The following is a 24,686-nucleotide window of genomic DNA, read 5'->3' on the forward strand; positions in this document are numbered from 1 at the left end:
ATTGCGGAATCACCCGCCTTGCGCCTCGATCTCAGGTCTGTGCCACGCGCGGAATGAGTGTGCCCTTCGGGCGCAGCACAAGCACCAGTACCCCGGCAACGACGATGCCCACCAGGTTCACCGCCAGCTGAAGCGCTGACTTGGCGGCGACATCCCATTGTCCGACGGTGGCCGCGACGACGGCGAAACCGGCCGCAGTGATGGTGTACACCGAGATGAAGACACCGACCAGCCCCGTCGCCCTTGCCGAGACCAGAGACAACATGCCCGCCGCACCGGCCAGCAGTGCGACCACGAACGACATCGGTCCGACCTTGAAGATGAAGTCCACCTCGTCGACGTGTGCCACGGAATCGACGGTCAGCCAGCCGACCGCCTGGGCGGCCCCTGTCGCGACCGCAGTGATCCCCATCGCGATCGGAAAGCCGATGAGCAGTGCCAAACCCGCGCGCCTCGCCAGGTTGCGCCTGCGTTGCACCAGGGCCACTGAAAGCGCGGCAAGCGGTCCGAACTCCGGGCCGAGCACCATTGCGCCGACGATCGTCACGGTGGAATCGGTCACGACACCGACCGCCGTGAGCAGACAGGCCAGAGTCAAGAACGTGACGAACGTGACGCTCAACGTGGCTTCTTCGCGGGTCCGCCCGATCAATTCATCCCAGATCACTGCGTCGGCAGGGTCGCCCTCGGCCTCGTCCTCAGCTTTGTGCGCGCGACTGGAGAGCACCGTGTCGAGGACTTCGAGGCTGATTCCGCCGCGGCGGTGCACGTCGAGGGCCTTCAGTTGCTTGATGACTTCGTTGGCGCATTCGCGGGCGATGTCGGCGGAGATCTCGTCTCCCGGGGGTTCCAGGGCCGCCCCTGGATGCAGCACGATGTTCGCGACGCCGACTTCGCGGCGGAGGACGTCGAGGACGTCCTCACGCAGCTCCTCGGGCGCTATCACCCGCAAATGCAGCACTGGTGAACCCTAACCGCGCACAATCGTCTTCCGTGGCCACCTGGAAGGACGTCGGGCGAATCGTCGGACTGTTGCCGGAGACAACCGAAGCCTCACCTCGAAAATGGCGGGTCCGCAAGAAGCTCATGGTCTGGGAGCGGCCGTTGCGCAAGGCCGACTACGCCGCACTGGGCGACGGCGCTCCCACAGGTGACATCCTCGGCGCGCGTGTCCCGGATGAAGGCGTGAAGTTCGCACTCATCGCCGAGGATCCCGACGTGTACTTCACCACGCCGCATTTCGACGGCTACCCGATGGTGCTGGTCCGGCTGCGAGCGATCGGCGTGCGTGAACTCACCGAGCTCGTCACCGAGGCCTGGCTGTCGCAGGCGCCCAAGACACTGGTCACGGCGTTCCTCGCCGAGGAGCGCTAACTCCTGACGGCGCGGACGATCAGCTCGTCGGGCGGCACGAGATGTCCTTTTGCGCAACGGATCTCCACGCCCGCCTCGGCCCCGCAGTCGGCGTGCGCCAGGCGCAGCGGTGAACGGTTCGGCAGGTGGCGTCGACCCCACTCGAACATCGCCCAGACCACGGGCATGAATTCGACGCCCGCCTCGGTCAGCACGTACTCGTCGCGGCTGCGCTGTCCCGGCTCCTGATAGGGCCGCCGTTCGAGCAGGCCCACCTCCACGAGCTCGGACAGGCGCGCGGCGGCTGCGGCCTTGGTCACACCGATGCGGCGCCAGAAGTCGTCGAAGCGGGTGGTGCCGTAGAAGGCCTCGCGCATGATCAGCATCGCCGATTTGGTCCCCAGCAGCGCCATTGTCTTCTCGACCGGGCATTCACCCACCGCCGACCAGGCGTCGCGGTCCGCCAGCCGCCCCTGTAGCACTGTCATGGAATTCACCCCTCCTCTGAGTTGTTCTAAGTATACCCAGGTGATATAGCTGGGTATAGAACGCAGTACTCAGAGACGAGTTCAGGAGGCCGAAATGGCTGGATATGCAGGTCGAGACGCGGTCATCGTCGAGGCGGTACGCACGCCGATCGGAAAAGGCAAGGCTAGCGGTGCGCTGCACGACGTGCTGCCCGTCGACCTCCTCGCTCACAGCCTCAAGGAGCTGATCGCCCGCACGGGCATCGACCCCGCCCAGATCGACGACGTCATCACCGGCGCCGTATCGCAGGTGGGCGACCAGGCCGTCAACATCGGACGCAACGCGCTCCTTGCGGCGGGCTTCCCCGAGACCGTGCCCGGTACGACGGTCGACCGTCAGTGCGGCAGCAGCCAGCAGGCGATCAGCTTCGCCGCGCAGGGCGTGATCGCGGGGGCATACGACATCGTCGTCGCCGCGGGCGTGGAATCGATGTCACGCGTTCCCATGGGCTCCAGTGTGCTGCCCGGCAGCGACCCGTTCGGCGCCATGGCGCAGCGTTACCCCGAGGGTCTGGTGCCGCAGGGCATCAGCGCCGAACTGATCGCCGCGAAGTGGGGCTTCTCGCGTCAACAGCTCGACGAGTTCTCCGCAGGCAGCCACGAAAAGGCCGCGCAGGCAACCAAAGAGGGCCGTTTCGACAACGAGCTGATTCCGATCGCGGGACTGGCCACCGACGAGATCATTCGCCCTGGGACCACCGTGGAGACGCTGGCCGTTTTGAAGCCCGCGTTCTACAACCCCTCCTACGAGGCGCGGTTCCCGCAGATCAAATGGGAGATCACTCCCGGCAACTCGTCTCCGCTGTCGGACGGCAGCGCGGCGGTGCTGATCACCACGAGTGAGGTCGCCAAACGGCTGGGCCTGCGCCCGCTGGCCCGGATCCACACGACGACCGTGGTGGGCTCCGATCCGCTCTACATGCTGACCGGCGTCATCCCCGCGACCGAGAAGGTCCTACAGCGGGCCGGACTGACCCTGGCCGACATCGACCTGTTCGAGGTTAACGAGGCCTTCGCACCGGTCGTGATGAGTTGGGCGCACGACGTCGGGGCTGACCTGGCCAAGACGAACGTCAACGGAGGAGCCATCGCGATCGGTCACCCGTTGGGCGCTTCCGGCGCGCGCATCATGACGACTTTGGTCAATGCGTTGGAGCAGCGAGGCGGACGCTACGGACTGCAGACGATGTGTGAGGGCGGCGGCATGGCCAACGCCACCATCATCGAGCGCCTGTAATCAGCGATTTGTGTGCGTTTGGGAGCGCTCACCGCTCCTGAACGCACACAAATCACAGCTTATGAAGCTCGAAGAGTGGAATCACCCTGCTGGTCTTGGCCTGGTAGTCGCCGAAGCCCGGCGCGACGGCGACGACCTTCGGGTACAAGTCATCCCGCTCGGCGCGGTCGAGTTCATGGGCGTTGACGTCGTAAGAATCGGCACCCACTTCGACGTGCGCACGCGGGTTGGCCCGCAGGTTGTGCACCCAGTCGGGGTTGGTGTCGGCGCCGGCCTTGGAGCCGACGATGATCACCCTGCCGTCGATGGTGAAATACGCCAGCGGCGCCAGTCGGGGCTGCCCCGACTTGGCTCCGGTGGTGGTGAGCAGGAGCAGGTCTGCCCCGGCGAACTGGCCGCTCACCTTGCCTCCATTGGCGCGGAACTCGTCCACGATGCTCTTGTTGAAGGCCCGCATGGTCTCTGCGTCGGGTATCTCGGTCATGCCCAAACCAAGCCCATGCGCGACCGCATCTATTCCACGTCGACATAATCGTCAGACATGCGGGTGATCGTCACAGGCGGCAACAGCGGTGTGGGCGCGGCGACAGCGACGGCGCTGGCCGCGCAGGGGCACAGCGTCGTGATCGCGTGCCGCACCATCGACAAGGCGCAGCGAGCGGCCGCCGCGATGCCCGGCGACGTCGAGGTGCGTCCCCTGGATCTCGCCGACCTGGCCAGCGTGCGTGCGTTCGCCGAATCGGTGGAAAGCGTTGACGTGCTGGTGAACAACGCGGGTGTGATGGGCATGCCGCTCACCCGTACCGCCGACGGTTTCGAAGCGCACATGGGGACCAACCACCTCGGCCATTTCGCGTTGACCTGTCTGCTCGGTGACCGGATCAAGGATCGCGTGGTGTCGGTCGCGAGCGCGACGTACCTCTACACCCGGATCGACCTGGCCGACCTCAACTGGCACACCCGCAAGTACTCGAAGTGGATCGCCTACGGCCAGTCCAAGCTGGCCAACCTGCTCTTCGTCCGCGAACTCGCCGCGCGCGGCGTCCGGGCCTATGCATCGGATCCCGGTGCGACCGACACCGACATCACCAGGTCGCTGGGCATGGGTGAGCACAACGGGATGCGCAGGTTTCTGCACACGCCTGCCCAAGGCGCGCGGGCCAGCCTGCAGGCCGTGTCGACCGATCTGCCCAGCGGTACCTATCTCGCGCCGCGCTTCAATCAGCTCGGCCCACCGAAGGTGACCAAACTGCGGCGCAAGGCGACCGATCCGGTGATGGCCCGCCGGTTATGGGAGCGTTCCGCCGAGCTGACCGGATGCGATTGGTCCGGCGTCTAGTTCGAGGGTCGCGATCGCCACCACGCCGTGACGTACATGATCATGGCCGCCGCCACGGCGAGCAGCACCCACAACACCACCAGCTGATCGATCCAGGCGCCCGCAGGCGGCGCACCGGGCAACAGGTTGCGCAGCGGGATCACCGAGAAAAGCACTGCGGCGAACCAGGTCATCACCGGCGGCAGGAACGGCGTGCGACCGGCCAGCGTCTGGATTGCGACGAACAACGCGGCTGCAGGCAAGGCCAGCAGCACCAGGATGAGGCCGATGTCGAATGAGAGCGCGGCGGGCGATCGCTCCAACGTGAGCCGGACAGTCTGCGACGGCGCGGGCGGCGAGTCGACGGTTCCGGCTTCGCTGCCGATATTCCAGCCGTTGATGTGTCCGGCGACGATGATCCCCGCCGAAACAGGCTGGCGCTGCGGGCTGGTGCCGCTGAAGAGTTCGACCCCGATGACGTCGGTCGTGTACGAGTCGAAGGGCCAGTTGTCGGGGTCGCCGATCGCAACCAGCGTCGTAGCGGTGTCGGGGGCGACGTCGGCGTGGAGGTAGATCAGGTCGCCGGACGGCGTCCACGAGCTCAACCGAATGGCCATCTTGTCCACCGATTGCGGGTCCTTGCTCAGCAGATCGCGGCCGGGATGGACAAGGACGTCGACCGACAGGGTGTTCTGCAGCGTGTCGAATTGGCGCAACCGAATGATGACCGACGTCTCGGTTTCCGGCGATGCGTCGGTGAACGAGAAGTCGCGATACGTATCGTCAGACGCGCGATATCCGAGCATCGATGCGAGATACAGCGCGATGACCCCGCCCACTGTCGCCAGCACGATGATGCGCCACATACGCCGATTGTCAGGACGTGGCGCGGACTCTTCCTGTGGTGCCTGCGCCTCTTCGTTCACGCGCGGATCGTAGCGTTGCGCGTGACGCACACGGTGCGGATTGGATCAGTCGGTCTTGGGCTTGGCGTCGATGCCCGATTCCTTGCGCTGTTGCGCGGTGATCGGCGCGGGCGCATCGGTCAGCGGATCGACTCCGCCTCCGGACTTCGGGAATGCGATCACTTCGCGGATCGAATCTAATCCGGCGAGCAGTGCGGTGATGCGGTCCCACCCGAACGCGATGCCGCCGTGCGGTGGGGCGCCGAAAGTGAAGGCGTCCAACAGGAATCCGAACTTCTCCTGGGCCTCATGGTGGTCGATACCCATCATCGCGAACACCCGCTCCTGGACGTCGCGCCGATGGATACGGATAGACCCGCCGCCGATCTCGTTGCCGTTGCAGACGATGTCGTAGGCATTGGCCAAGGCGGAGCCCGGATCGGTGTCGAATGTCGCCTCCGATTCCGGCTTGGGCGAGGTGAATGCGTGGTGCACGGCGGTCCATGCGCCGGACCCCACCGCCACATCGCCTGCGGCAGTAGCCTCGTCGGCGGCCTCGAACAGCGGCCAGTCCACCACCCAGGTGAACGCCCACGCATCGGGATCGATCATGTCGAGGCGCTTGGCGATCTCGATACGGGTCGCCCCGAGCAGTGCGCGCGCGGCCTTCGTCGGGCCCGCGGAGAAGAAGACGCAGTCCCCCGGCTTCGCCCCGACATGTGCGGCGAGACCGTCACGTTCGGCGTCGGTGAGGTTCTTGGCCACCGGACCGCCCAGTGAGCCGTCGTCGGCGACGAGCACGTACGCCAGCCCCTTGTGCCCGCGCTGCTTGGCGAACTCCTGCCAGCCGTCCAGCGTGCGCCGCGGCTGCGACGCGCCACCGGGCATGACGACGGCGCCGACGTAGTCGGCCTGGAACACTCGAAATGTGGTGTCGGAGAAGTACTCCTTGCACTCGACCAGTTCCACGCCGAATCGCAGGTCGGGCTTGTCGGAGCCGAATCGGCGCATCGCTTCGGCATAGTTGATCCGCGGGATCGGCGTCGGCAGGTCATAGCCGACCAACGCCCAGAGCGCCTTGAGAACCTCTTCGGACACTGCCATCACATCGTCGGCCTCGACGAAGCTCATCTCCATATCCAGCTGGGTGAACTCGGGTTGGCGGTCGGCGCGGAAGTCCTCGTCGCGGTAACAGCGGGCGATCTGGTAGTAGCGCTCCATGCCCGCCACCATGAGCAACTGCTTGAACAGCTGCGGGCTCTGAGGCAGTGCGTAGAAGCTGCCCGGTTGCAGACGGGCGGGCACCAGGAAGTCGCGTGCCCCCTCGGGGGTGGAACGTGTCAGCGTCGGCGTCTCGATCTCGACGAAGTCGTGACGGGCAAGTACGTCGCGCGCCGCCGCATTCACCTTGGAACGCAGGCGAATCGCGTGCCCCGGGCCCTCACGCCGCAGATCGAGATAGCGGTATTTCAGCCGGGCTTCCTCGCCGGCCTGCTCGTCGAGCTGGAACGGCAGCGGTGCACTCTCACCGAGCACGGTCAACGACGTGGCGTTGACTTCGATATCACCCGTGGGGATTTCGGCGTTGGCATTGCCTTCGGGGCGTATCTCGACAACACCCTCGACCGCGATGCAGTACTCCGCGCGCAACCGGTGCGCGTTCGCGAGCACGTCTGCTTCGCGGAACACCACCTGCGACACCCCGGTCGAATCGCGAAGGTCGATGAAGATGACGCCGCCGTGGTCGCGGCGACGCGCAACCCAACCGGCCAGCGTCACCGTTTGACCGGCGTCGGCGGACCGCAACGAACCGGCGGCATGACTGCGCAGCACGAAATCTCCTGTGAATGGCCTGACGGAGGACTGCCACAGTGTAGTGGGGCCGCCGAGGCCGGTAGCTTGGCGTTGGTGGATGAGCGCTTGCGCGAAGACCGTGTCCCAGGCGTCCGCATCGCACTCGTCGGACCCGGCGCGATCGGGTCGACCGTCACCGCCCTGCTGTATGCCGCAGGCCACCAGGTGACGCTGTGCGGCAGAACCGCGCGCGACTCCATCGAGGTAAGGGCCGACGACAGGGAACCGATCGTCGTGCCGGGCCCCGTGCTGACCGACCCCACCGAGATCACCGAACCCGCCGACGTCGTACTGCTGGCCGTCAAGGACACCCAGAACGAGCAGGCCGGTGACTGGCTGACCAGGCTGTGCGATGACCGCACGGTGGTGTGTGCGCTGCAGAACGGCGTCGAGCAGGTCCAGCGGGTCGGCCGGTTCTGTCCGACGGCAGCGGTGGTGCCGACGGCCATCTGGATCTCCGCGGAACCGGACCCGCAGGGGTGGGTACGGCTGCGCACCGGCGTCCGGCTGGTGCTGCCCGTCTCGGATGCGGCCAAGGGACTCGCCGAGCTGTTCGGCGGCGCGGGAATCTCGGTCGAGCTCGATTCGGACTTCATCAGCGCGGCCTGGAACAAGTTGCTGGTGAACGCCGTGGTCGGGTTGATGGTGCTGACCGGCCGGCGCATGGGCATGTTCCATCGCGACGACGTCGCCGCACTGGCGCGACGCTATCTCGCGGAATGCCTCGCGGTCGCCCGCGCGGACGGCGCCACCCTCGGCGACGAGGTGATCGACGACATCATGAATCTGTTCGGTCAGTCCCCCGCCGACATCACGACGTCGATGCTGACCGACCGCGAGGCGCACCGGCCGCTGGAATGGGACATCCGCAACGGCGTGATCTCCCGCAAGGCCGCCGAACACGGGATAGCCACCCCGATCAGCGACGTCCTGGTGCCGCTGCTGGCCGCCGCGAGCGACGGCCCCGGATAATCTCAGCGCGTGCCCGAACTGTTTGCATGCGATCTAGACGGCTAGACACTGTCGGCTAACGTGTATGCCCATGCACGCATGTGAGCGGGTTGACCTGGACTTCATCGACAACGCGCCATTCCGGTTCGTCAGCACCGTGGACCTGAACATCACGCCCGAGCAGCTGTTCGAGGTGCTCGCCGACGCGGAGTCCTGGCCCCATTGGGCGACGGCGATCACCAAGGTCACCTGGACCAGCCCCGAACCGCGCGGTATCGGCACCACCCGGACGGTGAACATGCGCGGCGGTATCACGGGCGACGAGGAGTTCCTGGCCTGGGAACCCTTTACCCACATGGCTTTTCGGTTCAACGAGGCGTCCAGCACCAGCATCTCCGCGTTCGCAGAGGACTACCGGGTCATCGAGACCGCAGCCGGCTGCCACCTGACATGGGTGATGGCAATGAAGCCGAAAGGTGCCGCGGGCCGGATCGGTATGGCGCTCGGCAAGCCGCTCATGGCGCGCACGTTCCAGAAATTTCTCTACAACCTGCGCGACTACTCAGACAAGCGGTACTCGGTCTAGTAGAGCCCGGCCCAGACTTTTCGTCGCTCGGCGTCGGGATCCTCCATAACGGTGTCGCGCGCGGTCTCGATGATGCGGGTGACGCGGCGGTCGGTGTCGTACACCGGCCAATCGTGGCCGTTGGACCACTCGATCTCACCGGTTGGACGCTCTTCGCGCGAGCGCTCATCGCCGGTGTCCCAGCCCTTGGCGGCGAAGTCCAGCCACGCCCGCTGCATGCGCCTGCCGACCGGCGGCTGCAGGCGGCGCCCGAGCGGGTGCAGCTTGCGCCCGATGAACGACGCGTAACTGTGTTGGATGTGCACGATCTCGCTGCCGTGTGTGGCGCCAAGACCCAGGACCCGCAGGCTCCAACCGACATGGTCGAACCGGTACACGTGCGTCGGGGCAAGGGCGCTGTACGCATCCGCGAACGCCCATGCCGGGCCGCCGAACATCGCGTCGGAGCCGAACGCGATCAGCGCTCGCCGCTTCGGATAGTCCGGGTATGCGGACAGCACCTCGTCCTTGGAATCGGGCGCGACGCGGTCGAGATACGCGCTGATCGACGACGTCGTGGTCGGCAGCATCGGCGGCTTGGTCCAGGCGAACATCGATGCCTCGTGGCTGTTGGTGCCGATGATCAGCGGCATTCGTTGAATGGCTCCGGTGCGGGCGGCATCCACCGGATGTCGCGGCAGTAGGTCGACCCCGTAGGTCAGTCCGTAGGCGAGATGCGGTGCGGTCGAAGCACTCTTCAGCTGCACCATGCCCGCAGCGCGCCGCAGTTGGCGCTGCGGCAGCGCCTTGACCTCGTTGGCCGCGACACCCAACCGCTTCAGGAATTCATGAGCCTGCCTGGCCCTGGTCTCGCGTTCACCGATCAGTGGCAACGGCGGACTCTGTGCGATCGCCCTGCTGAACAGTCCGGTGGCCGCCGGGCTGGCCAGAAGAGCCAGCACCGAGGTGGCGCCCGCCGACTCGCCGAAAATCGTCACCCGGTCGGGATCGCCGCCGAACGCCGCGATGTGGTCGCGGATCCAGCGCAGCGCCGCCATCTGGTCGCGCAGCGCGAGGTTGTCGTCGAAACCGTCACCGAGGTCGCTGAGCTCGAACCCGCCGAACACCCCGATCCGGTAGGTGACATTGACCACCACCACGTTTCCATTGGCGGCCAGCCGCGAGCCGTTGTAGAGCTGAAACTGTCCGGCGCCGTACACGAATGCGCCACCGGGAATCCACACCATCACCGGAAGCGACGCGCTGGTGTCCGGCGACCACACCGTCAGCGTCAGACACGCTTCGTCGCGAACCTTCGGATCGTCGCGGCCGCCACCGACGAACGATTTGGTCTGCGGCGGCAGTGGTCCGTGTTCGAGCGCGTCGCGCACACCGGTCCACGGTTGCGGCGGAGCGGGCGCCAGGAAGCGACGGTCCCCCACGGGCTGCTCCGCGTACGGCACACCGCGCCAGACCCCGACATTCCCTTCGGTCGTCCCACGCAGGTCTCCCAGTTCCGTGTGCACGACGGTGGAATGTCCGACAACGACTGTCACGTCTGAATCGTAGTGTGCAAAGCTGAATACGGACCGGTGCGGCGAGTGCCTCCGATCGAGAAAGTAGGGGCGCGATGACCTTCCGCGAAGGCATGGAGATCGACACCAGTACCACCTCGACTAGCGGTGGCGGCGGTGGCGGTCGCGGTATCGCAATCGGAGGCGGCGTCGGCGGTCTCCTCATTCTCGTCGTCGCGCTTTTCCTCGGCGTCGACCCGAGCACGGTGATACCGCAGCAGCAGATCGACAGCGGCGGCGTTGAGGCGCCCGGCTTCGACACCAGCCAGTGCAAGACCGCCGAGGATGCGAACAACATCGTGCAGTGCCGGGTGATCGCCACGGGCAATTCGGTGGACGCGGTGTGGCAGCAGCTGCTTCCGGATTACACACGGCCGCGCGTGCGACTGTTCACCCGCTCGGTCGACACCGCCTGCGGGCCTGCGACCAGCGATGTCGGCCCCTTCTACTGCCCGGGCGATCAGACGGCCTATTTCGACACGGACTTCTTCGACGTTCTCACCACGCAGTTCGGTTCGAGCGGCGGACCGCTGGCTCAGGAGTATGTGGTCGCCCACGAGTTCGGCCATCACGTGCAGGATCTGCAGGGTTCACTCGTCAACGCACAGCGGGATCCGCAGGGCGCCACGGGCGGCGGCGTGCGCACTGAGTTGCAAGCCGACTGCTATGCGGGCATCTGGGCGCACTACGCAGCCATCACCAAGCAGGAGAGCACGGGCGTGCCGTTCCTGGAGCCGTTGAGCGACAAGGACATTGCCGACGCGCTGTCGGCCGCGGCATCGGTGGGTGACGACCGCATCCAGCAGTCCGCGACCGGACGCGTCAATCCCGAGGCGTGGACTCACGGCTCGTCGGAGCAGCGGCAGAAGTGGTTCACCGAGGGATACCGCACCGGCGACATCAAGAGCTGCGACACGTTCTCCGCCACCGATCTGGGCTAGATTTCGCCAGTAGCTTATCGGCTTCGGCAGCCGCACGACGCGACCTAGCGTCGTGGATATGGACACCGTCGCCGTAACGCCGACCCTCACTATGCTGCGCGTGCGCGGGTGGCAGCTCTACGTATGGCGCGACGGCGATTCGGTCACCGTGGCAGCTGGAACCCAGCTCCGCGACACACGGCTGCCACACTGATCCAGTGACGTCCGAGCAAGACCCGATTGAGCCCGACACCAAGGACTGGACCTGGGTTCTCTCCCGCGCGTGCGCTGATTGTGGCTTCGATCCGGACTCTGTGCGCCACACCGAGGTCGCCGACCACATCCGCGCCGACGCCGCCGACTGGGTGCCGCGGCTGAGCGGGCCCCGCGTCAGGCGGCGGTCGCAGCCGACGGTGTGGTCGACGCTGGAATACGGCTGTCACATCCGCGACGTGCACCGCATCTTCGACCAACGCGTGCGGCTGATGCTCGACGAAGACGAACCGCTGTTTCCCAACTGGGACCAGGATGAGACGGCGCTGGCCGACGACTACGGGTCGCAGGATCCGGCCGTCGTCGCCACCGAGCTGTTCGACGCCGCCAACGTCGTCGCCGACACCTACATGCGGGTGCCCGCTCACGCATGGTCGCGGCGCGGCTTGCGCAGCAACGGCAGCGAGTTCACGATCGCGACAATTGCGGTCTACCACTTGCACGACATCGTCCATCACGCGCACGATGTCGACCATGGCTGAAGACACACCGCTGGCGGGCAAGGTCGCCTATGTCACGGGAGCGGCGCGCGGACAAGGGCGTTCACACTGCATCCGGCTGGCCCGGGCCGGTGCCTACATCATCGCGATCGACGCCTGCGGGCCGGTTGCCGAGCACAACGGCTATCCCCCGGCGCTGCCCGAGGATCTCGCCGAGACGGTGAATCTGGTCGAGGGCGAGGGGCGCAAGATCCGCGCCGAAGAGGTCGACGTCCGCGACCTCGACGGCCAGCAACGGGTGGTGGCCGACGCGATCGAACAGTTCGGCCGGCTCGACATCGTCGTCGCCAACGCCGGTGTGCTGAATTGGGGCCGGCTGTGGGAGATTTCGGCGCAGCAGTGGCAGGACGTCATCGACATCAACCTGACCGGCGTGTGGCACACCATCAAGGCCGTCGTGCCCGCGATGATCGAAGCGGGAAACGGTGGGTCGATCATCAACATCAGCTCGGCGGCGGGCATCAAGGCCGTTCCCGGCGGCGGGCACTACTGCGCAAGCAAATTCGGCGTCGTCGCGCTGACCAATTCACTGGCAATCGAGCTGGGCGAGTTCGGCATCCGGGTCAACTCGGTGCACCCGTACGGCACCGATACGCCGATGGGCAACGACGTGTCGATGTACCAGATGTTCGCCGACCATCAGACATACATCCACAGCTTCTCGCCTGGCGCCCTGCCGACCGACTCGCTCGCCGATCCCAACCTGATCTCCGACATCGTGTTGTGGTTGGCCAGCGATGCCTCATCACTGGTGACCGCGGCCCAGATCCCCGCGGACAAGGGCTATCTGAAGATCTAGAGCCGCGACTGCTCCTTGATGCTGGTGTCGGTGGTCCGCAGCGGGCGGATCAGCGCGTCCTGCCCGAACGAGGCGATGAGCTCGCCGCTTTCGGTGTGAACCGCGCCGCGCACATACGACATGCCCGCACCCACCTGGGTGCTCTCGTGGGTGTAGAGCAGCCAGCCGTCCCACGTGAACGGCTCGTGGAAGCTGACCGTCACCGTCATGGGCGCCGTCGACACCGTCAGGTGCGACTGTGCGGTCCCAATGCCTTCATGTGCACGCATCGTCGTCGAAATGCCGAGGTGTCCAGTGAAATAGGCAATCAGCGCCTTCGCGAGGTCGTCGCGGGTGGGGATCGGATCGTAATGCAGCCACGCGTACAGCTCCGGCGGGCCCACCTCGTCGGGGCTGTTCACGTCGACGACGTCGACCAACCGTAGTTGCCTGCCGGCCATCGGCATGTGCGACTCGTTCGCGTCGTCGGGGCCCGCGACATCGGGCCGCGGCAGGTTATGACGGATGACGTCGGCGGTGGGCACATCGGTGAGCACCGTCGCCGTGATGCACCGCTTGCCGTTCTGTTTCGCCGCGACGATCGCGGTCGCCGTCGACCGCCCCTCGCTGACGACGTCGAGTTCCAACTCGACCGGACCCGCACCCACCATGACCGCGCGGGCGAACACCGCGGACACCGAGCGCACCGACTTCTCCGGAAAGCGCTTGGCCACAGCGACAATCGCTTGAGCGAGCACCTGCGTTCCCTCGACGACCTGGCGATCGTCTTCGCCTGCAGGTCCCGTCTCGGCGGTGAATCTGTTCTCGCCGTCGGGCTGCACGTCGAACAGGTCGAGCAGGCTCTGAACGGTCCAGGGCGTCTGCGCTGAGTCTGTGGTCATGGGTGGGAACAGTAACCGAGCATGGGTAAAAGCGGTAACGTCGTTACCGACATTCGCGGACAACCCGGAAGGTGCCCCATGGCGAAGCGCAGCGGTCCGTCGTCGGGCGGAGCCGCCCGTCCGGCGACATCGGATGCCGTCGTCGACCTGGATCCGGAGTCACGTCCGAAGCGATTCATGAAGTCGGCGTTGGCGATTCTCGGCGAGACCGGCCGCACCGACTTCACGGTCCTGGAGGTCGTGGAACGGTCCAAGACCTCGCTGCGGTCCTTCTACCAGCACTTCTCCACCAAGGACGAGTTGCTGCTGGCGTTGGTCGACAAAATCATGTCGGAGTCGACGCGCAAATGGCGCGAGGACACCACCGGTCTGCCCGCCCTCGATGCCCTGCGGATACTCATCGACCGCATCTGCACGCCCGCGGAGACGACGACACAGGACAAGGTCAACAGGGGCCTCACGTTCTACAACGATCGCTTGGCCGAGGCGCTGCCCAGCGAGTACGCCCGCGTGCTGGCCCCGGTGCACGAGCTGATCAAGGACATCATTCGTAGCGGCATCGACGAGGGCGCGTTTCGCACCGATCTCGACATCGAGGCCACCGCCGCGCTGATCATGCAATCAGCGCTGGGCGCCATGCGAATACGGGTGCTCGGCGCCGAGCTGAGCGGTATCCCCATAGAGGCCGACCAGATCTACGACTTCTGTGTCAACGGCCTCACCGGCGGGCACAAACGCGCCTGACCTGCACGGTCCAATGTGAAAAACACCTCAACCAGCGGTGGTGTTTTCCCTGGTCCAGACGTGGTAATGTCATTACCACCACAGCCACATGAGACTCCCAGGAGGCGGAACAATGACCCGCGAACTCCCCTATCCGGTGTTCGATGCCGATAACCACTTCTACGAGCCCAAAGAGGCGCTGACGCAGTTCCTGCCCGATCACCGCAAGGGCGTCATCGACTACATCGACGTCCGCGGCCGCACCAAGATCATGGTGCGCAACGTGGTCAGCGACTACATTCCGAACCCGACGTTCGAGGTCGTCGCCCGGCCCGGCGCGCAGGAGGAATACTTCCGGCACGGCAGTGGCGGCAAGAGCTTCCGCGAGGTCATGGGCAAGCCGATGAAGTCCATCCCCGCCTTCCGCAATCCCGAGGCCCGCCTCGAGGTGATGGACAGCCTCGGGCTGGATTACTCGCTGATGTTCCCGACGCTGGCCAGCCTGGTCGAGGAGCGTCTCAAGGACGATCCCGACCTGATCCTCGACATCGTCCATGCGCTCAATCAGTGGATGTACGAGACATGGCAGTTCAACTACGAGGACCGCATCTTCTCCACCCCGGTGGTCAACCTGGGCAATGTCGATCGCGCCATCGAGGAACTGAACTGGTGTCTGGAGCGCGGCGCGAAAACCGTTCTGGTGCGGCCCGCCCCGGTTCCCGGCTACCGCGGCACGCGATCGCTCGGCGTTGAGGAGTTCGACCCGTTCTGGGATGCCTGCGTCAAGGCCGGTATCCCGGTGTCGATGCACGCATCGGACAGCGGCTACTCCGAGTACCTCAACGACTGGGAGCCCGGCGACGAGTTCAAGCCGTTCGCACCGACGTCGTTCCGCATGGTCGCGATGGGCAAGAGGCCCATCGAGGACACCATGGCCGCGCTGGTCTGCCACGGTGCGCTGACCCGCAACCCGGATCTGCGCATCCTGTCGATCGAGAACGGCGCGGATTGGGTTCCCTACCTGTTCAAGCAGTTCAAGAACGTCTACTCGAAGATGCCGCATGGCTTCCTGGAGGACCCGATCGAGGCGTTCCATCGCTGCGTCTACGTCGCCCCGTTCTGGGAGGACGACTTCGCCCAGATGGCGGACCTGCTCGGCATCGACCGCGTGATCTTCGGTTCCGACTGGCCGCACCCGGAAGGCCTCGCGCAACCGACGCACCTGATCGACGACCTTCAGGGACTCGACGCCGAGGGGCAGCGGAAGGTCATGGGTGGCAACATGATCGATCTGTTCAAGATCCCGAACGAGGTCGTCCACAAGCCGGGCGTTCCCGCACTGGAATTCGCCTGACCCCCGACGGTATCGATCGTGATGTGCGTGCCGGTGTTCCGGCACGCACTTCGCGCGTTAGTGAAAGTGAGCTCGCGCCGTGACCGACGTCGCAAACCCCGAACGGCTGCTGTTCGCCTCGACGACCCAGTCATTCCTCGAAAAGGGCGCCTCCCTCGGTCGGCTGCGTGAACTCCACGATGCCGGAACGTCGTTCGAGAACGACTGGTGGCGGCGCGCCGCCGAACTCGGCTGGACCAGCCTGCTGGTCCCGGAAGAACTCGGCGGCGGCAGCGTGTCCGGCGATGGCGTCGCCGACCTCGCTCTGGTCGCGGAACTGTGCGGCCGAACCGTCGCACCCGGACCGCTGCACCCGGTCAGCATCGTGCTGGCGGCGCTGGCGGAAGCACCCGGAGACCACGAGCAGACCATCGAATCCCTGATCTCCGGCGAGGTCGTGGCGTCGTGGGCGGTCTACGAACCGGGCAAGCAGTTCTCGCCCCTCGATGCGGAGGTGACCGCGACGCGCACCGACACCGGTTATCGCATCGACGGTGTGAAAGATCGTGTCGAGTCCGGTGCCGAGAGCGCGCTGCTGCTGGTGGTCGCGAACTGCGACGGCGCGGTGAGGCAGTGCCTGGTTCCGACCGACGCACCCGGCGTCACGGTCGAATCGCAACGCTCCATCGACATGGTGAAGTCCTATGCCCGAGTGCAATTCGACGGCGTCGAGGTGGACGCCTCCGCGGTCGTCGGCTCGGCCGAGCAGACCCCGGCGCTCATCGCCAGGCAGAGCCAGATCGCCACGATCCTGCAGTGCGCCGAGATCGTGGGCATCCTGGAGACGGTGCTGGACTTCACCATCCAATGGGGATTCGACCGGCATTCGTTCGGCAGGCCGATCGGTTCGTATCAGGCGCTGAAACACAAGTACGCCGACCTGAAGATCTGGTTCGAGTCATGCCGGGCGACGACGAACGCCGCGGTGGCCGAGGTGGCCATGCGCTCCGCAAGCGCCGATATGGCAGTCAGCGTCGCGAAATCCTATGTGGGCGAGCATGCTCCGGGGATGCTGCAGGACTGCATCCAACTGCACGGCGGAATCGGCGTGACCTGGGAGCACGATCTACACATATTTCTGCGGCGAGTCACGCTGTACCGCTCGCTGTACGGCACACCCGAGGATCACAACCTCCGCGTGTACGCGCTGACCAAGAACGTGGAGCACGCATCATGACCGAAACCGCAACGCCGACGACCGAGACGACGGAGTCGGTCGAAGAGTTCGCCGCGCGGGCCCGAACCTGGTTGGCAGAGAACATGCCATCGATCGATCCGGTCGACCCGCCCGCGCACGACCGTGGTGAAGAGGAACCGTGGAAACGCGCCCGGGAGTTGCAGAAGAAGCTGTACGAGGGTGGGTTCGCCGGAATCTGCTTCCCCCGCGAGTATGGCGGCCTCGGTCTCCCCATCGCTTACCAGAAGGCGTTCAACACCGAATCACGGTGCTATGAGCTGCCGGTAATCCTGAACACCCCGACTTTCACGATCTGCGCCGCGACCATCCTGGACACCGGGTCCGAAAAGCAGAAGCAGCAACACATCTCGGCCGCGCTGCGCGGTGAAGAGGTGCTCGTGCAGCTGCTGTCGGAGCCCAGCGGCGGGTCCGACCTCGCCGGTGTCATCACCCGCGCCGACCGTAAGGGCGACAAGTGGGTGATCAACGGCGCCAAGACCTGGAGCACCAGCGCGTTCGCCGCGGACTACGGGCTGATGCTCGCCCGCACCGACTGGGACGTGCCCAAGCACGAGGGCTTGACCATGTTCATGGTGCCCATCAACAGCCCGGGCATCACCCTTCGGCGCATCAAGCAGGTGAACGGCTCGGTCGAGTTCTGCGAGGAGTTCTTCGACAACCTGGAGCTCGGTGACGACGCCGTCGTGGGCGAGGTCAACGGCGGCTGGCACGTGGCCTCACGGCAGCTGTACCACGAGCGCCGTGCCGTCGGGGGCGGGTCGGAATTCGCGAGCGGCATTGGCGCCGAAGGCAAGTCCGACGTGCCGATCGACTACGTCGCGCTGCTCGAGGCAACGGGACAGGCCGACAGCGAACGGGCACAAGAGGCAGCAGGCCGCGCGCTGGTGCACCGGGCGGTGCGCGAGCAGCTCATCGACCACGTGTATCACGGCGTTCTCGACGGCTCGCTGCCGCCGGCCGCAGGCTCGATCATCCGGATCGCGCACGCTGACGTGCATCATCTTGAGTTCGATACCGTCCTGTCGCTCACCGGGAGTTCCGGCGTCGTGGATGCCGACGACGACATGATCCGTTTCGGTGAGCGCTACCTGTCGCGACAGGCGGCGGCGCTCGGCGGTGGCACGACCGAGATCGCGCGCAACATCATCGGCGAACGCGTGCTCGGCTTTCCTCGCGAGCACGCCGCTGATCGTGGGGTGCCGTTCAATCAGGTCAAGCGCAACAAGGGCTAGAACAGCGGCGCTAGTTGCCGCTTCAGGGTTGCGGCCGCACCTTCAGAGCGGGTCGCGGTTTTGGCGCTCCTTCGCGGAATCTGCTTTCGGGACGGTCTTTCGTCGATTCGTAGGCCGCGGCCAAGCCGGTGATCGCGTCGGCGACGAGCGGCCCCGCGGTCTTCAGCGTCGGAACTTTGTATGACGGCGGGTCCAACATCAGCTCGCGATAGCTCTTGAGATCGTCGCTCGACGGTGCGTTGAGCCGTACAGCAGCGGGCTCCACGAAATCCTCGAGCGTTTGGAACATCGAACGCAACCGCACCCAGCGATGGTTCTCGAAGTCGAAGTTGTCGGCCCGCTGTCCGGCGAACCGCCCGCGTTCCGCGAGCAGAGCGACGGTGGAGCTTTCCATGTCCAGGTTCAAGCCACCCTCTTGCTTGGTGTGATGTACCGCGACGATGCGGTCGCGGTATCCGGGGACCCGGGCCTGCATCGAGTCCGACCAATTCTGAATGGTGTCGGCCAGTGCGCCGACGAAGTCGGCCAGCGTCTCGATGGCTCTCGTGCGGGCCAGTATTCCGTCCCGGTTGGTCGCCGGCATCGACACATTCTGGTCAGGGTTCGCGTTCAGGCTCGCGACCGTGACGAGATCTATGCCGAAGGTGGGCCGGCCCGGGATCGCCGCGTCAAAGAAGTGGATCGGAAAGTTGCTTGTGATTCCGCCGTCGGAAAATCGGTGCACCACGATCGGGTGACCGTCCCGCGTGTAGTCGACGGCATGCAGCGGTACCGCGGAGAGCAGTATCGGGAAGCTCAGGCTCATCCGCACCGCAACGATGATCGGGAGGGCGTCGGCCGCTGGCAGCGGGCACAGACCGTTCGCTTCGAATCTCGCGAACACCTTCCGGTCGTCTTCGGATTCCGGAACCGCGGGATGCGCCGTCATCCACTCAACGATCCGCGGCGGGAACAAGCGGGCGAACTCCTGCGGATCGAATGCCCATGCCCGGGTCCTGAGTGGCATCTGATTCTGCGTCCCGGCGCTGAGATCGGTGGTCAGCATCGCAAGGGTGATACCGCGACTCGTCAAGTCGCCGAACGTCAATGGACCCTCGACTGCCGGCTTGCCTGAGATCTGATCGAACTTGTCAGCCAGCCACTCGGTGAGCGGCGGATGGCTGCTGTCCGGGGCGGCCATCCCCGAACACATGCCGTACAAGTTCTTGGGGACGTCCCTCGACAGCCGTATCACGACACTCGCCGCCACCGCCGCCAGCGCTGCGAGCAGGGACACGACGAGGCCGGCCAGCAGAAGTACGCCAGCCACCACTGTGCCTCCGCGACTTCGATCGGCAATCGCCCACGCCAGCAAGAGGCTTGGCGTCACGAGCCCGACCATGGCGACGGCGAGCAGGCCGATCGCCGGCAGTGGACGCAGTGTGCGCAGTCCTGGGATCACGGCTCGCCCGAACTTGCTGCGACTCGTTCCGCGACCGATCAGCACGGATACAAAGCGGTACAGCGTCCGTGTCTCGGCCTGAGCCTGAAAGAGATGGAACAACCGGGTGTGCCCGTCCGCGGTTTGCTCGGCGAGTTGGCTTGGCAGCGAGGCAAGTTGCGGAAATCCCGACGCCGAACTGTGAGTGTCGCGGCCGTATTCGGCCGCCGCCGCACCGCCGGCCGCGATGGCGCCTGCCGATGTCCCGCCGACCTGGACGAGCCGTCGCGCGGTGGCCAGTTCGCAGACGGTGTGGGGGTAGATCACCCCACTGGTGATCCCTCCCTTCATCACCAGATCACAGGTTTCGGTCAGCTCATCCCGGCGTGGGTAAGAATCGGGATTCAGCAGATCCGGGATTTCGACAGCCGTCGTCGGCTCAGGTGATGACATGCGGTTACCCCCTCAGGCCCTGCGCTCAGGCTATGCCGAAGACGATGCAGGGGCGGCACATTCAACTAGAACAGCGTCGGCTGCGATGCCTCGGCACAGTCGACCGCCGGAGCCGCCACCGCCCGAAACGGTCTGCGACCCGGCGCGAGACCGTGCTTGGCGATCAACGGGGTCACCCTGTCGTGCAGCATCTTCTTGTAGTCAGACGACAGATACGCTCCGCGCCTGTATAACTCGCGGTACACCGACACCAGTTCGGGATGGGACCGCGCAAGCCACGCCATGAACCACCCACGCGTCGAGCCCCGTAGGTGCAGACCGAACGCGGTCACTCCCGTCGCTCCCGCCGCGGCGATCTGACCCAACAACGCGTCGAGATGGTTCACGGAATCTGTCAGATGCGGCAGCACCGGCGCAACCATGACATGGCAGTCCAGGCCCGCTTCGCGGACGGCGGAGATGAGCCCCAGACGGGCCTGTGGTGTCGGCGTTCCGGGTTCGACGTCCTTGTGCAGTTCGGGATCGCCGACGGCCAGCGACACCGCCACGCTGACGTCGACGCGGCGGGCCGCCTCGGTGATCAACGGCAGATCGCGGCGCAACAATGTGCCCTTGGTCAGGATCGAGAACGGTGTACCGGAATCCGCAAGCGCCGCAATGATTCCCGGCATGAGTGCATAGCGTCCCTCGGCGCGCTGATACGGGTCGGTGTTGGTGCCGAGCGCCACCGTCTCGCGTTGCCACGACCGCCGAGACAACTCGCGCCGGAGCACGTCGGCGACATTGGTCTTCACCACGACCTGGGTGTCGAAGTCCGTGCCGGAGTCCATCTCCAGGTACTCGTGGGTGGGCCGGGCGAAGCAGTATCTGCACGCGTGCGAACAACCGCGGTAACCGTTGACGGTGAAGCGGAAGGGCAACATCGACGCGTTCGGCACCTTGTTGAGCGCGGATTTGCAGAGCACCTCATGAAACGTGATGCCGTCGAACTGCGGCGAGCGCACGCTGCGGACGAAGCCAATCCGCTGCAGTCCGGGCAGCGCGCCGTCATCGACGCTGACGCCCTGCGCGTCCCATCGCATACCTCTATTCGAACTTATGTTCGATACGATGTCAAGGTAATTACGCGCGTGGCGGACGTTCGACTACGCCAGCCGACGACGGAGCAGATCGGCGACTCCGTGGTCTGCTATCGCAGCGTCGGCGCGCATCGTCGCGGCCATACCGATCTCGATCGGCTGCCACTTCGAGCCCATTCCCGCCGTCACGACGGCAGCGATCCACGCCGAGATGAGATGCACCTTGTACTGATCCCAGGCCTCTCCGATGTCGAGGACTGCACCGTGCTCCGCGATTGCCCTGCAGTAGCGGTCGATCAGCTGCCGTTCGTGGGCGCGACGCAAGTCTGTCGGTACTGAGTTGCCGAGAAAATACGCGACATCCCGCATACCCGGCGCACAGCCGACCATCGCCCAGTCAAGAAAGCCGGACCGGTCCCCGTCGGCGAACATGTTGCCGAGGTGAGCGTCACCGTGGATGAGCGTGGGCGTTCCTTCGGCGATGAGGTGCGGAACCTGTTCAGCGCGAGGCAGATACACCTCGGCCAACTCGCGAGACGCCGCGGGCAATTGATCTCCGAGTTGCTCGACGGCGTATTGGATCAACGCCGCGGCCGAACCGTAGGTCTTGGAACGAAGCCATGCCAGGTCCCCGTCCGGCGAAAACCGCGGGCTGCCCCAGAACGCGCCGTGCAACGCGGCGAAGGAATCCACGGTGTGTTCGACGAAGGGAAGGAGGTCAGGGTCGCGGTAATCGGGAAAGTTCACGCCGGCGGCAGTCAGGTCCTCGAGCACCATGATGTAGGCGCCTGCGCCGTCGTACGCCGCGTGCAGCGGTAGGGGGTGACGCACGGGCACGTCCGTCGCGACGTCGGTATAGAAGCGCGCCTCGGCGACGCCCATACCCGTTTGATCGACGAAAGCGCGTTGTTCGACGTCGAAAGGCGCGAGCTTCACGAACGCCGAGTCCGGCAGTCGGGAGTCATCGTGTGTCAGTTCGACGCGCGCACGCCCTGTTGTCCCGGCGTGCGTCTCCACGACGTCGATTGCGCGGACCTCCGCGCCAGGCGCGTACGTCTGGAGCACGTCCTGTAGCCACTCGGCGGTGATGTCCGCGACCTCGGTCGGAATCGGCACAGTCACGTGCGCACGCTAACGCAGTACCACCGCCTCGATCAGGAGTTTCGCCGACGACGAAGGAGTCCTCCCGATCGTCGATCAGTGCCAGGCCGGCCCAGCGCAGCCCTTTTCCCATTGTCGCCCTTATGGTGTCGCTGGTGAGCGAACTGTTGTTCTCCTACGGCACGCTGCGACAGCCGGGCGTTCAGCGCGGCGTCTTCGGCCGGGAACTCGGTGGCCGACCGGACGCGATCGTCGGGTACGACCTCGACTATGTGACGGTCACCGATCCACGCGTTGTCGCGGCAAGCGGCAGCGACCGCCATCCGATTCTGAAGGCGACGGATCGTCACGGGGCCGCCGTCGAGGGCACGGTGTTCGCCGTCAGCGACGACGACCTGGTGGCCGCCGACGAATACGAGGTCGACGACTACGAGCGAATTGCGGTACCGCTGCGGTCAGGCGATCAAGCCTGGGTCTACGTGTTCGCCGGGCGGTGAATTACCAGCGACTCAGCTGGCAGAAGGCCGTGGTGGGCCCGGTGTTCTGGACAGCCAGCTGACCGTCGACCCAGATTTCGCAATGCGCGTTCGGCGGTGCCTCCATGGCATGGCCGGCCCGAGCCACGCTGATGTACGCCCACTGGGGGTCGCTCAGCGTCGCGGTGGCTTCCCACGGCACGACAAAGCTGCCCCTCGTCGAATAGGCATTCGCGTCGGCGTTGAAGGCCTTCAAGTCCGGGGGCGAGCTGATGACGTAGTTGATGTCAAAGCTCAGCGGAGCGTCCGCGCTGACAACGTATTTGACGTTCGGCGCCGGTGGCTGCGCGTGCCCCGTCGCCTGGCTGACCGCAAGTGAACCCGCCGCCAGCACGAGCGCCGCCCCGACCATGGATGTCGCTTTTCGCATGTTGGTCACATCGCCGCACCGTACGCGACCGTTACAAACTGAGCAGACGAGCTACTTCGGTAACCGCTAACGGCAAAGAAACACGTGCCTGCCTACAGGTTAATTTGTTCGTCACACACAGACATTTGGCAGAAACACCGCCGCTCTAACGTCCCGATTCGACACCTGCGCGGTGTCACAAATTCCGCACTCCAGTCGACGCCATCCGTCGATGTGCGCTGCTGATATAGGGAAAGGCTGTCAATGCGACTACCACGACGCTCCTCGTTGAGAAGGTCGGCGCTAGCGACCGGAAGCATCGTCGCTGTGGGTGCCCTGCTGTTGGCGGGCTGTGGAAGCAAGGCCACCGAGTCCGACTCGGCAAACGCGACGTCGTGCGTGGACACCTCGGGTCCGACCGTCAAGGTGGGCTCGCTGAATTCGTTGTCGGGCACGATGGCGATCTCCGAGGTGACGGTGCGTGACGCCATCGCGTTGGCCGTCGACGAGATCAACGCCAAAGGCGGCGTCATGGGCAAGCAGATCCAGGTCGTCGGCGAGGACGGTGCGTCGGAGCCCACGGTGTTCGCCGAGAAGGCTGAGAAGCTGATCAGCAGCGACTGCGTGGCGGCGGTGTTCGGCGGGTGGACGTCGTCGAGCCGCAAGGCGATGCTGCCGGTTTTCGAGAGCGCGAACTCGCTGCTGTACTACCCCGTCCAGTACGAGGGCCTGGAGTCGTCGAAGAACATCTTCTACACCGGTGCCACGACCAATCAGCAGATCGTGCCCGCGCTGGACTACCTCAAGGAGAAGGGCGTCAAGTCGCTCTATCTCATCGGCAGTGACTATGTGTTCCCGCAGACGGCCAACCGGATCATCAAGGCCTACGCCGATGCCAACGGTATCGAGATCAAGGGTGAGGACTACACGCCCCTGGGCTCGACGGACTTCTCCACCATCGTCAACAAGGTCCGCACCGCCGACGCCGACGCCGTGTTCAACACGCTGAACGGTGACTCGAACGTGGCGTTCTTCCGCGAGTACAAGAACGTCGGCCTGACACCGCAGGCGATGCCCGTGGTGTCCGTGTCGATCGCCGAGGAGGAGGTCGGTGGCATCGGTGTGCAGAACATCACCGGCCAGCTGACGGCGTGGAACTACTACCAGACGATCGACACCCCGGTGAACGACGCGTTCGTCAAGGCCTATAAGGCCAAGTACGGCGCCAACAAGCCGACGTCGGATCCGATGGAGGCCGCCTACGTCTCGGTCTACCTGTGGAAGAACACCGTCGAGAAGGCGAAATCGTTCGAGACGGGCAAGATCCAGGAGGCCGCCGGAGGCGTCACGTTCGACGCGCCGGAGGGCCTCGTCACGATCGACGGCGAGAACAACCACATCACCAAGACGGCACGCATCGGCGAGATCCGTCCGGACGGCCTGATCTACACGATCTGGGAGTCCCCGGGCCCGATCGAGCCGGACCCCTACCTGAAGTCGTACCCGTGGGCCGCGGGCCTGTCCGGCTGATTCCGGACTAGCGAA

25 protein-coding genes are annotated in these 24,686 nt (G+C 65.4%); 14 read left to right on the plus strand and 11 right to left on the minus strand.

The features are described 5' to 3' along the window. Positions 1-31: 31 nt before the first annotated feature. Positions 32-961, minus strand: a complete 930-nt coding sequence (locus AB4Z42_RS20275; protein WP_442011010.1) for a DUF389 domain-containing protein — start codon at positions 959-961, stop codon at positions 32-34. 32 nt (positions 962-993) lie between these two features. Between AB4Z42_RS20275 and AB4Z42_RS20280 the strand changes: the two genes are divergently transcribed. Beyond that, positions 994-1,374, plus strand: coding sequence for an MmcQ/YjbR family DNA-binding protein (locus AB4Z42_RS20280; RefSeq protein WP_442011011.1), 381 nt, complete (start codon positions 994-996; stop codon positions 1,372-1,374). Here AB4Z42_RS20280 and AB4Z42_RS20285 read toward each other — a convergent pair. Further along, on the minus strand, positions 1,371-1,841 hold the full coding sequence (locus AB4Z42_RS20285) for a winged helix-turn-helix transcriptional regulator (RefSeq protein WP_442011012.1): 471 nt from the start codon (positions 1,839-1,841) through the stop codon (positions 1,371-1,373). The genes AB4Z42_RS20280 and AB4Z42_RS20285 overlap by 4 nt on opposite strands. A gap of 94 nt (positions 1,842-1,935) precedes the next feature. On the opposite strand from AB4Z42_RS20285, the gene AB4Z42_RS20290 reads away from it, so the two are divergent. Next, entirely contained in the window at positions 1,936-3,117 is a 1,182-nt protein-coding gene (locus AB4Z42_RS20290) for a thiolase family protein (RefSeq protein ID WP_442011013.1), read from the plus strand. 52 nt (positions 3,118-3,169) lie between these two features. Here the strand turns inward: AB4Z42_RS20290 and AB4Z42_RS20295 are convergent, their stop codons facing one another. Beyond that, positions 3,170-3,601 carry a nitroreductase family deazaflavin-dependent oxidoreductase gene (locus tag AB4Z42_RS20295; protein WP_442011014.1) on the minus strand — a complete coding sequence of 144 codons (432 nt, stop codon included), beginning with the start codon at positions 3,599-3,601 and terminating at the stop codon, positions 3,170-3,172. 57 nt (positions 3,602-3,658) lie between these two features. On the opposite strand from AB4Z42_RS20295, the gene AB4Z42_RS20300 reads away from it, so the two are divergent. Next, a complete protein-coding gene (locus AB4Z42_RS20300; RefSeq protein ID WP_442011015.1) occupies positions 3,659-4,456 on the plus strand; it encodes an SDR family NAD(P)-dependent oxidoreductase in 798 nt (265 codons plus the stop codon). On the opposite strand, the gene AB4Z42_RS20305 is transcribed toward AB4Z42_RS20300, so the two are convergent. After that, positions 4,453-5,361, minus strand: coding sequence for a DUF4436 family protein (locus AB4Z42_RS20305; protein WP_442011016.1), 909 nt, complete (start codon positions 5,359-5,361; stop codon positions 4,453-4,455). The two genes, AB4Z42_RS20300 and AB4Z42_RS20305, sit on opposite strands and share 4 nt — an antisense overlap. A 45-nt stretch (positions 5,362-5,406) precedes the next feature. Beyond that, positions 5,407-7,173, minus strand: coding sequence for an aspartate--tRNA ligase (aspS, locus tag AB4Z42_RS20310; RefSeq protein ID WP_442011017.1), 1,767 nt, complete (start codon positions 7,171-7,173; stop codon positions 5,407-5,409). 75 nt (positions 7,174-7,248) lie between these two features. Between aspS and AB4Z42_RS20315 the strand changes: the two genes are divergently transcribed. Then, positions 7,249-8,166, plus strand: a complete 918-nt coding sequence (locus tag AB4Z42_RS20315) for an oxidoreductase (RefSeq protein ID WP_442011018.1) — start codon at positions 7,249-7,251, stop codon at positions 8,164-8,166. A gap of 64 nt (positions 8,167-8,230) precedes the next feature. Further along, positions 8,231-8,731, plus strand: coding sequence for an SRPBCC family protein (locus tag AB4Z42_RS20320; protein ID WP_442011019.1), 501 nt, complete (start codon positions 8,231-8,233; stop codon positions 8,729-8,731). Here the strand turns inward: AB4Z42_RS20320 and AB4Z42_RS20325 are convergent. Then, positions 8,728-10,266 carry a carboxylesterase/lipase family protein gene (locus AB4Z42_RS20325; RefSeq protein ID WP_442011020.1) on the minus strand — a complete coding sequence of 513 codons (1,539 nt, stop codon included), beginning with the start codon at positions 10,264-10,266 and terminating at the stop codon, positions 8,728-8,730. The genes AB4Z42_RS20320 and AB4Z42_RS20325 overlap by 4 nt on opposite strands. Positions 10,267-10,340: 74 nt before the next feature. On the opposite strand from AB4Z42_RS20325, the gene ypfJ reads away from it, so the two are divergent. The 3 genes from ypfJ (at position 10,341) to AB4Z42_RS20340 (ending at position 12,776) form a co-directional block, all read left to right on the plus strand. Next, positions 10,341-11,225, plus strand: a complete 885-nt coding sequence (gene ypfJ, locus AB4Z42_RS20330) for a KPN_02809 family neutral zinc metallopeptidase (RefSeq protein ID WP_442011021.1) — start codon at positions 10,341-10,343, stop codon at positions 11,223-11,225. A 197-nt stretch (positions 11,226-11,422) separates the two neighbouring features. Further along, the gene (locus tag AB4Z42_RS20335) at positions 11,423-11,959 is read left to right on the plus strand and encodes a DinB family protein (RefSeq protein ID WP_442011022.1); all 537 of its coding nucleotides are present in this window, start codon (positions 11,423-11,425) and stop codon (positions 11,957-11,959) included. Beyond that, the gene (locus AB4Z42_RS20340; protein ID WP_442011023.1) at positions 11,943-12,776 is read left to right on the plus strand and encodes a mycofactocin-coupled SDR family oxidoreductase; all 834 of its coding nucleotides are present in this window, start codon (positions 11,943-11,945) and stop codon (positions 12,774-12,776) included. Before AB4Z42_RS20335 ends, AB4Z42_RS20340 begins: the two co-directional genes overlap by 17 nt. Here the strand turns inward: AB4Z42_RS20340 and AB4Z42_RS20345 are convergent. Continuing rightward, positions 12,773-13,657, minus strand: coding sequence for an acyl-CoA thioesterase (locus tag AB4Z42_RS20345; protein WP_442011024.1), 885 nt, complete (start codon positions 13,655-13,657; stop codon positions 12,773-12,775). The genes AB4Z42_RS20340 and AB4Z42_RS20345 overlap by 4 nt on opposite strands. Before the next feature lie 78 nt (positions 13,658-13,735). Here AB4Z42_RS20345 and AB4Z42_RS20350 point away from each other — a divergent pair, with 78 nt between their 5' ends. The 4 genes from AB4Z42_RS20350 to AB4Z42_RS20365 all read left to right on the plus strand — a co-directional run bounded on the left by AB4Z42_RS20350 (position 13,736) and on the right by AB4Z42_RS20365 (position 18,203). Continuing rightward, positions 13,736-14,401, plus strand: coding sequence for a TetR/AcrR family transcriptional regulator (locus AB4Z42_RS20350; RefSeq protein ID WP_442011025.1), 666 nt, complete (start codon positions 13,736-13,738; stop codon positions 14,399-14,401). A 112-nt stretch (positions 14,402-14,513) separates the two neighbouring features. Continuing rightward, a complete protein-coding gene (locus AB4Z42_RS20355; RefSeq protein WP_442011026.1) occupies positions 14,514-15,734 on the plus strand; it encodes an amidohydrolase family protein in 1,221 nt (406 codons plus the stop codon). 79 nt (positions 15,735-15,813) lie between these two features. Beyond that, positions 15,814-16,950, plus strand: a complete 1,137-nt coding sequence (locus tag AB4Z42_RS20360; protein ID WP_442011027.1) for an acyl-CoA dehydrogenase family protein — start codon at positions 15,814-15,816, stop codon at positions 16,948-16,950. Next, the gene (locus AB4Z42_RS20365; protein WP_442011028.1) at positions 16,947-18,203 is read left to right on the plus strand and encodes an acyl-CoA dehydrogenase family protein; all 1,257 of its coding nucleotides are present in this window, start codon (positions 16,947-16,949) and stop codon (positions 18,201-18,203) included. The genes AB4Z42_RS20360 and AB4Z42_RS20365 overlap by 4 nt, the downstream gene beginning before the upstream one ends. Positions 18,204-18,225: 22 nt before the next feature. Here AB4Z42_RS20365 and AB4Z42_RS20370 read toward each other — a convergent pair whose 3' ends face one another. From AB4Z42_RS20370 to AB4Z42_RS20380, 3 genes are all read right to left on the minus strand, one after another. Next, positions 18,226-20,076: a hypothetical protein gene (locus tag AB4Z42_RS20370; RefSeq protein ID WP_442011029.1), complete on the minus strand. Its 1,851-nt coding sequence runs from the start codon at positions 20,074-20,076 to the stop codon at positions 18,226-18,228. Positions 20,077-20,141: 65 nt separating this feature from the next. Further along, positions 20,142-21,158, minus strand: coding sequence for an Rv2578c family radical SAM protein (locus AB4Z42_RS20375; protein WP_442011030.1), 1,017 nt, complete (start codon positions 21,156-21,158; stop codon positions 20,142-20,144). Between the two features lie 63 nt (positions 21,159-21,221). Continuing rightward, complete coding sequence (locus AB4Z42_RS20380; protein ID WP_442011031.1) at positions 21,222-22,277, minus strand: phosphotransferase family protein; 1,056 nt, start codon at positions 22,275-22,277, stop codon at positions 21,222-21,224. 122 nt (positions 22,278-22,399) lie between these two features. On the opposite strand from AB4Z42_RS20380, the gene AB4Z42_RS20385 reads away from it, so the two are divergent. Continuing rightward, entirely contained in the window at positions 22,400-22,753 is a 354-nt protein-coding gene (locus AB4Z42_RS20385) for a gamma-glutamylcyclotransferase family protein (protein WP_442011032.1), read from the plus strand. Position 22,754: 1 nt separating this feature from the next. Here AB4Z42_RS20385 and AB4Z42_RS20390 read toward each other — a convergent pair whose 3' ends face one another. Further along, positions 22,755-23,162, minus strand: coding sequence for a hypothetical protein (locus tag AB4Z42_RS20390; RefSeq protein WP_442011250.1), 408 nt, complete (start codon positions 23,160-23,162; stop codon positions 22,755-22,757). Between the two features lie 243 nt (positions 23,163-23,405). Here AB4Z42_RS20390 and urtA point away from each other — a divergent pair, with 243 nt between their 5' ends. Continuing rightward, positions 23,406-24,671 (plus strand): urea ABC transporter substrate-binding protein, encoded by a 1,266-nt coding sequence (gene urtA / locus AB4Z42_RS20395; RefSeq protein ID WP_442011033.1) that lies wholly within the window; start codon positions 23,406-23,408, stop codon positions 24,669-24,671. Positions 24,672-24,686: the final 15 nt, after the last annotated feature.

The sequence above is a fragment of the Mycobacterium sp. 2YAF39 genome, from assembly GCF_052114565.1.
In the GTDB taxonomy this organism is placed as follows: Bacteria; Actinomycetota; Actinomycetes; order Mycobacteriales; family Mycobacteriaceae; genus Mycobacterium.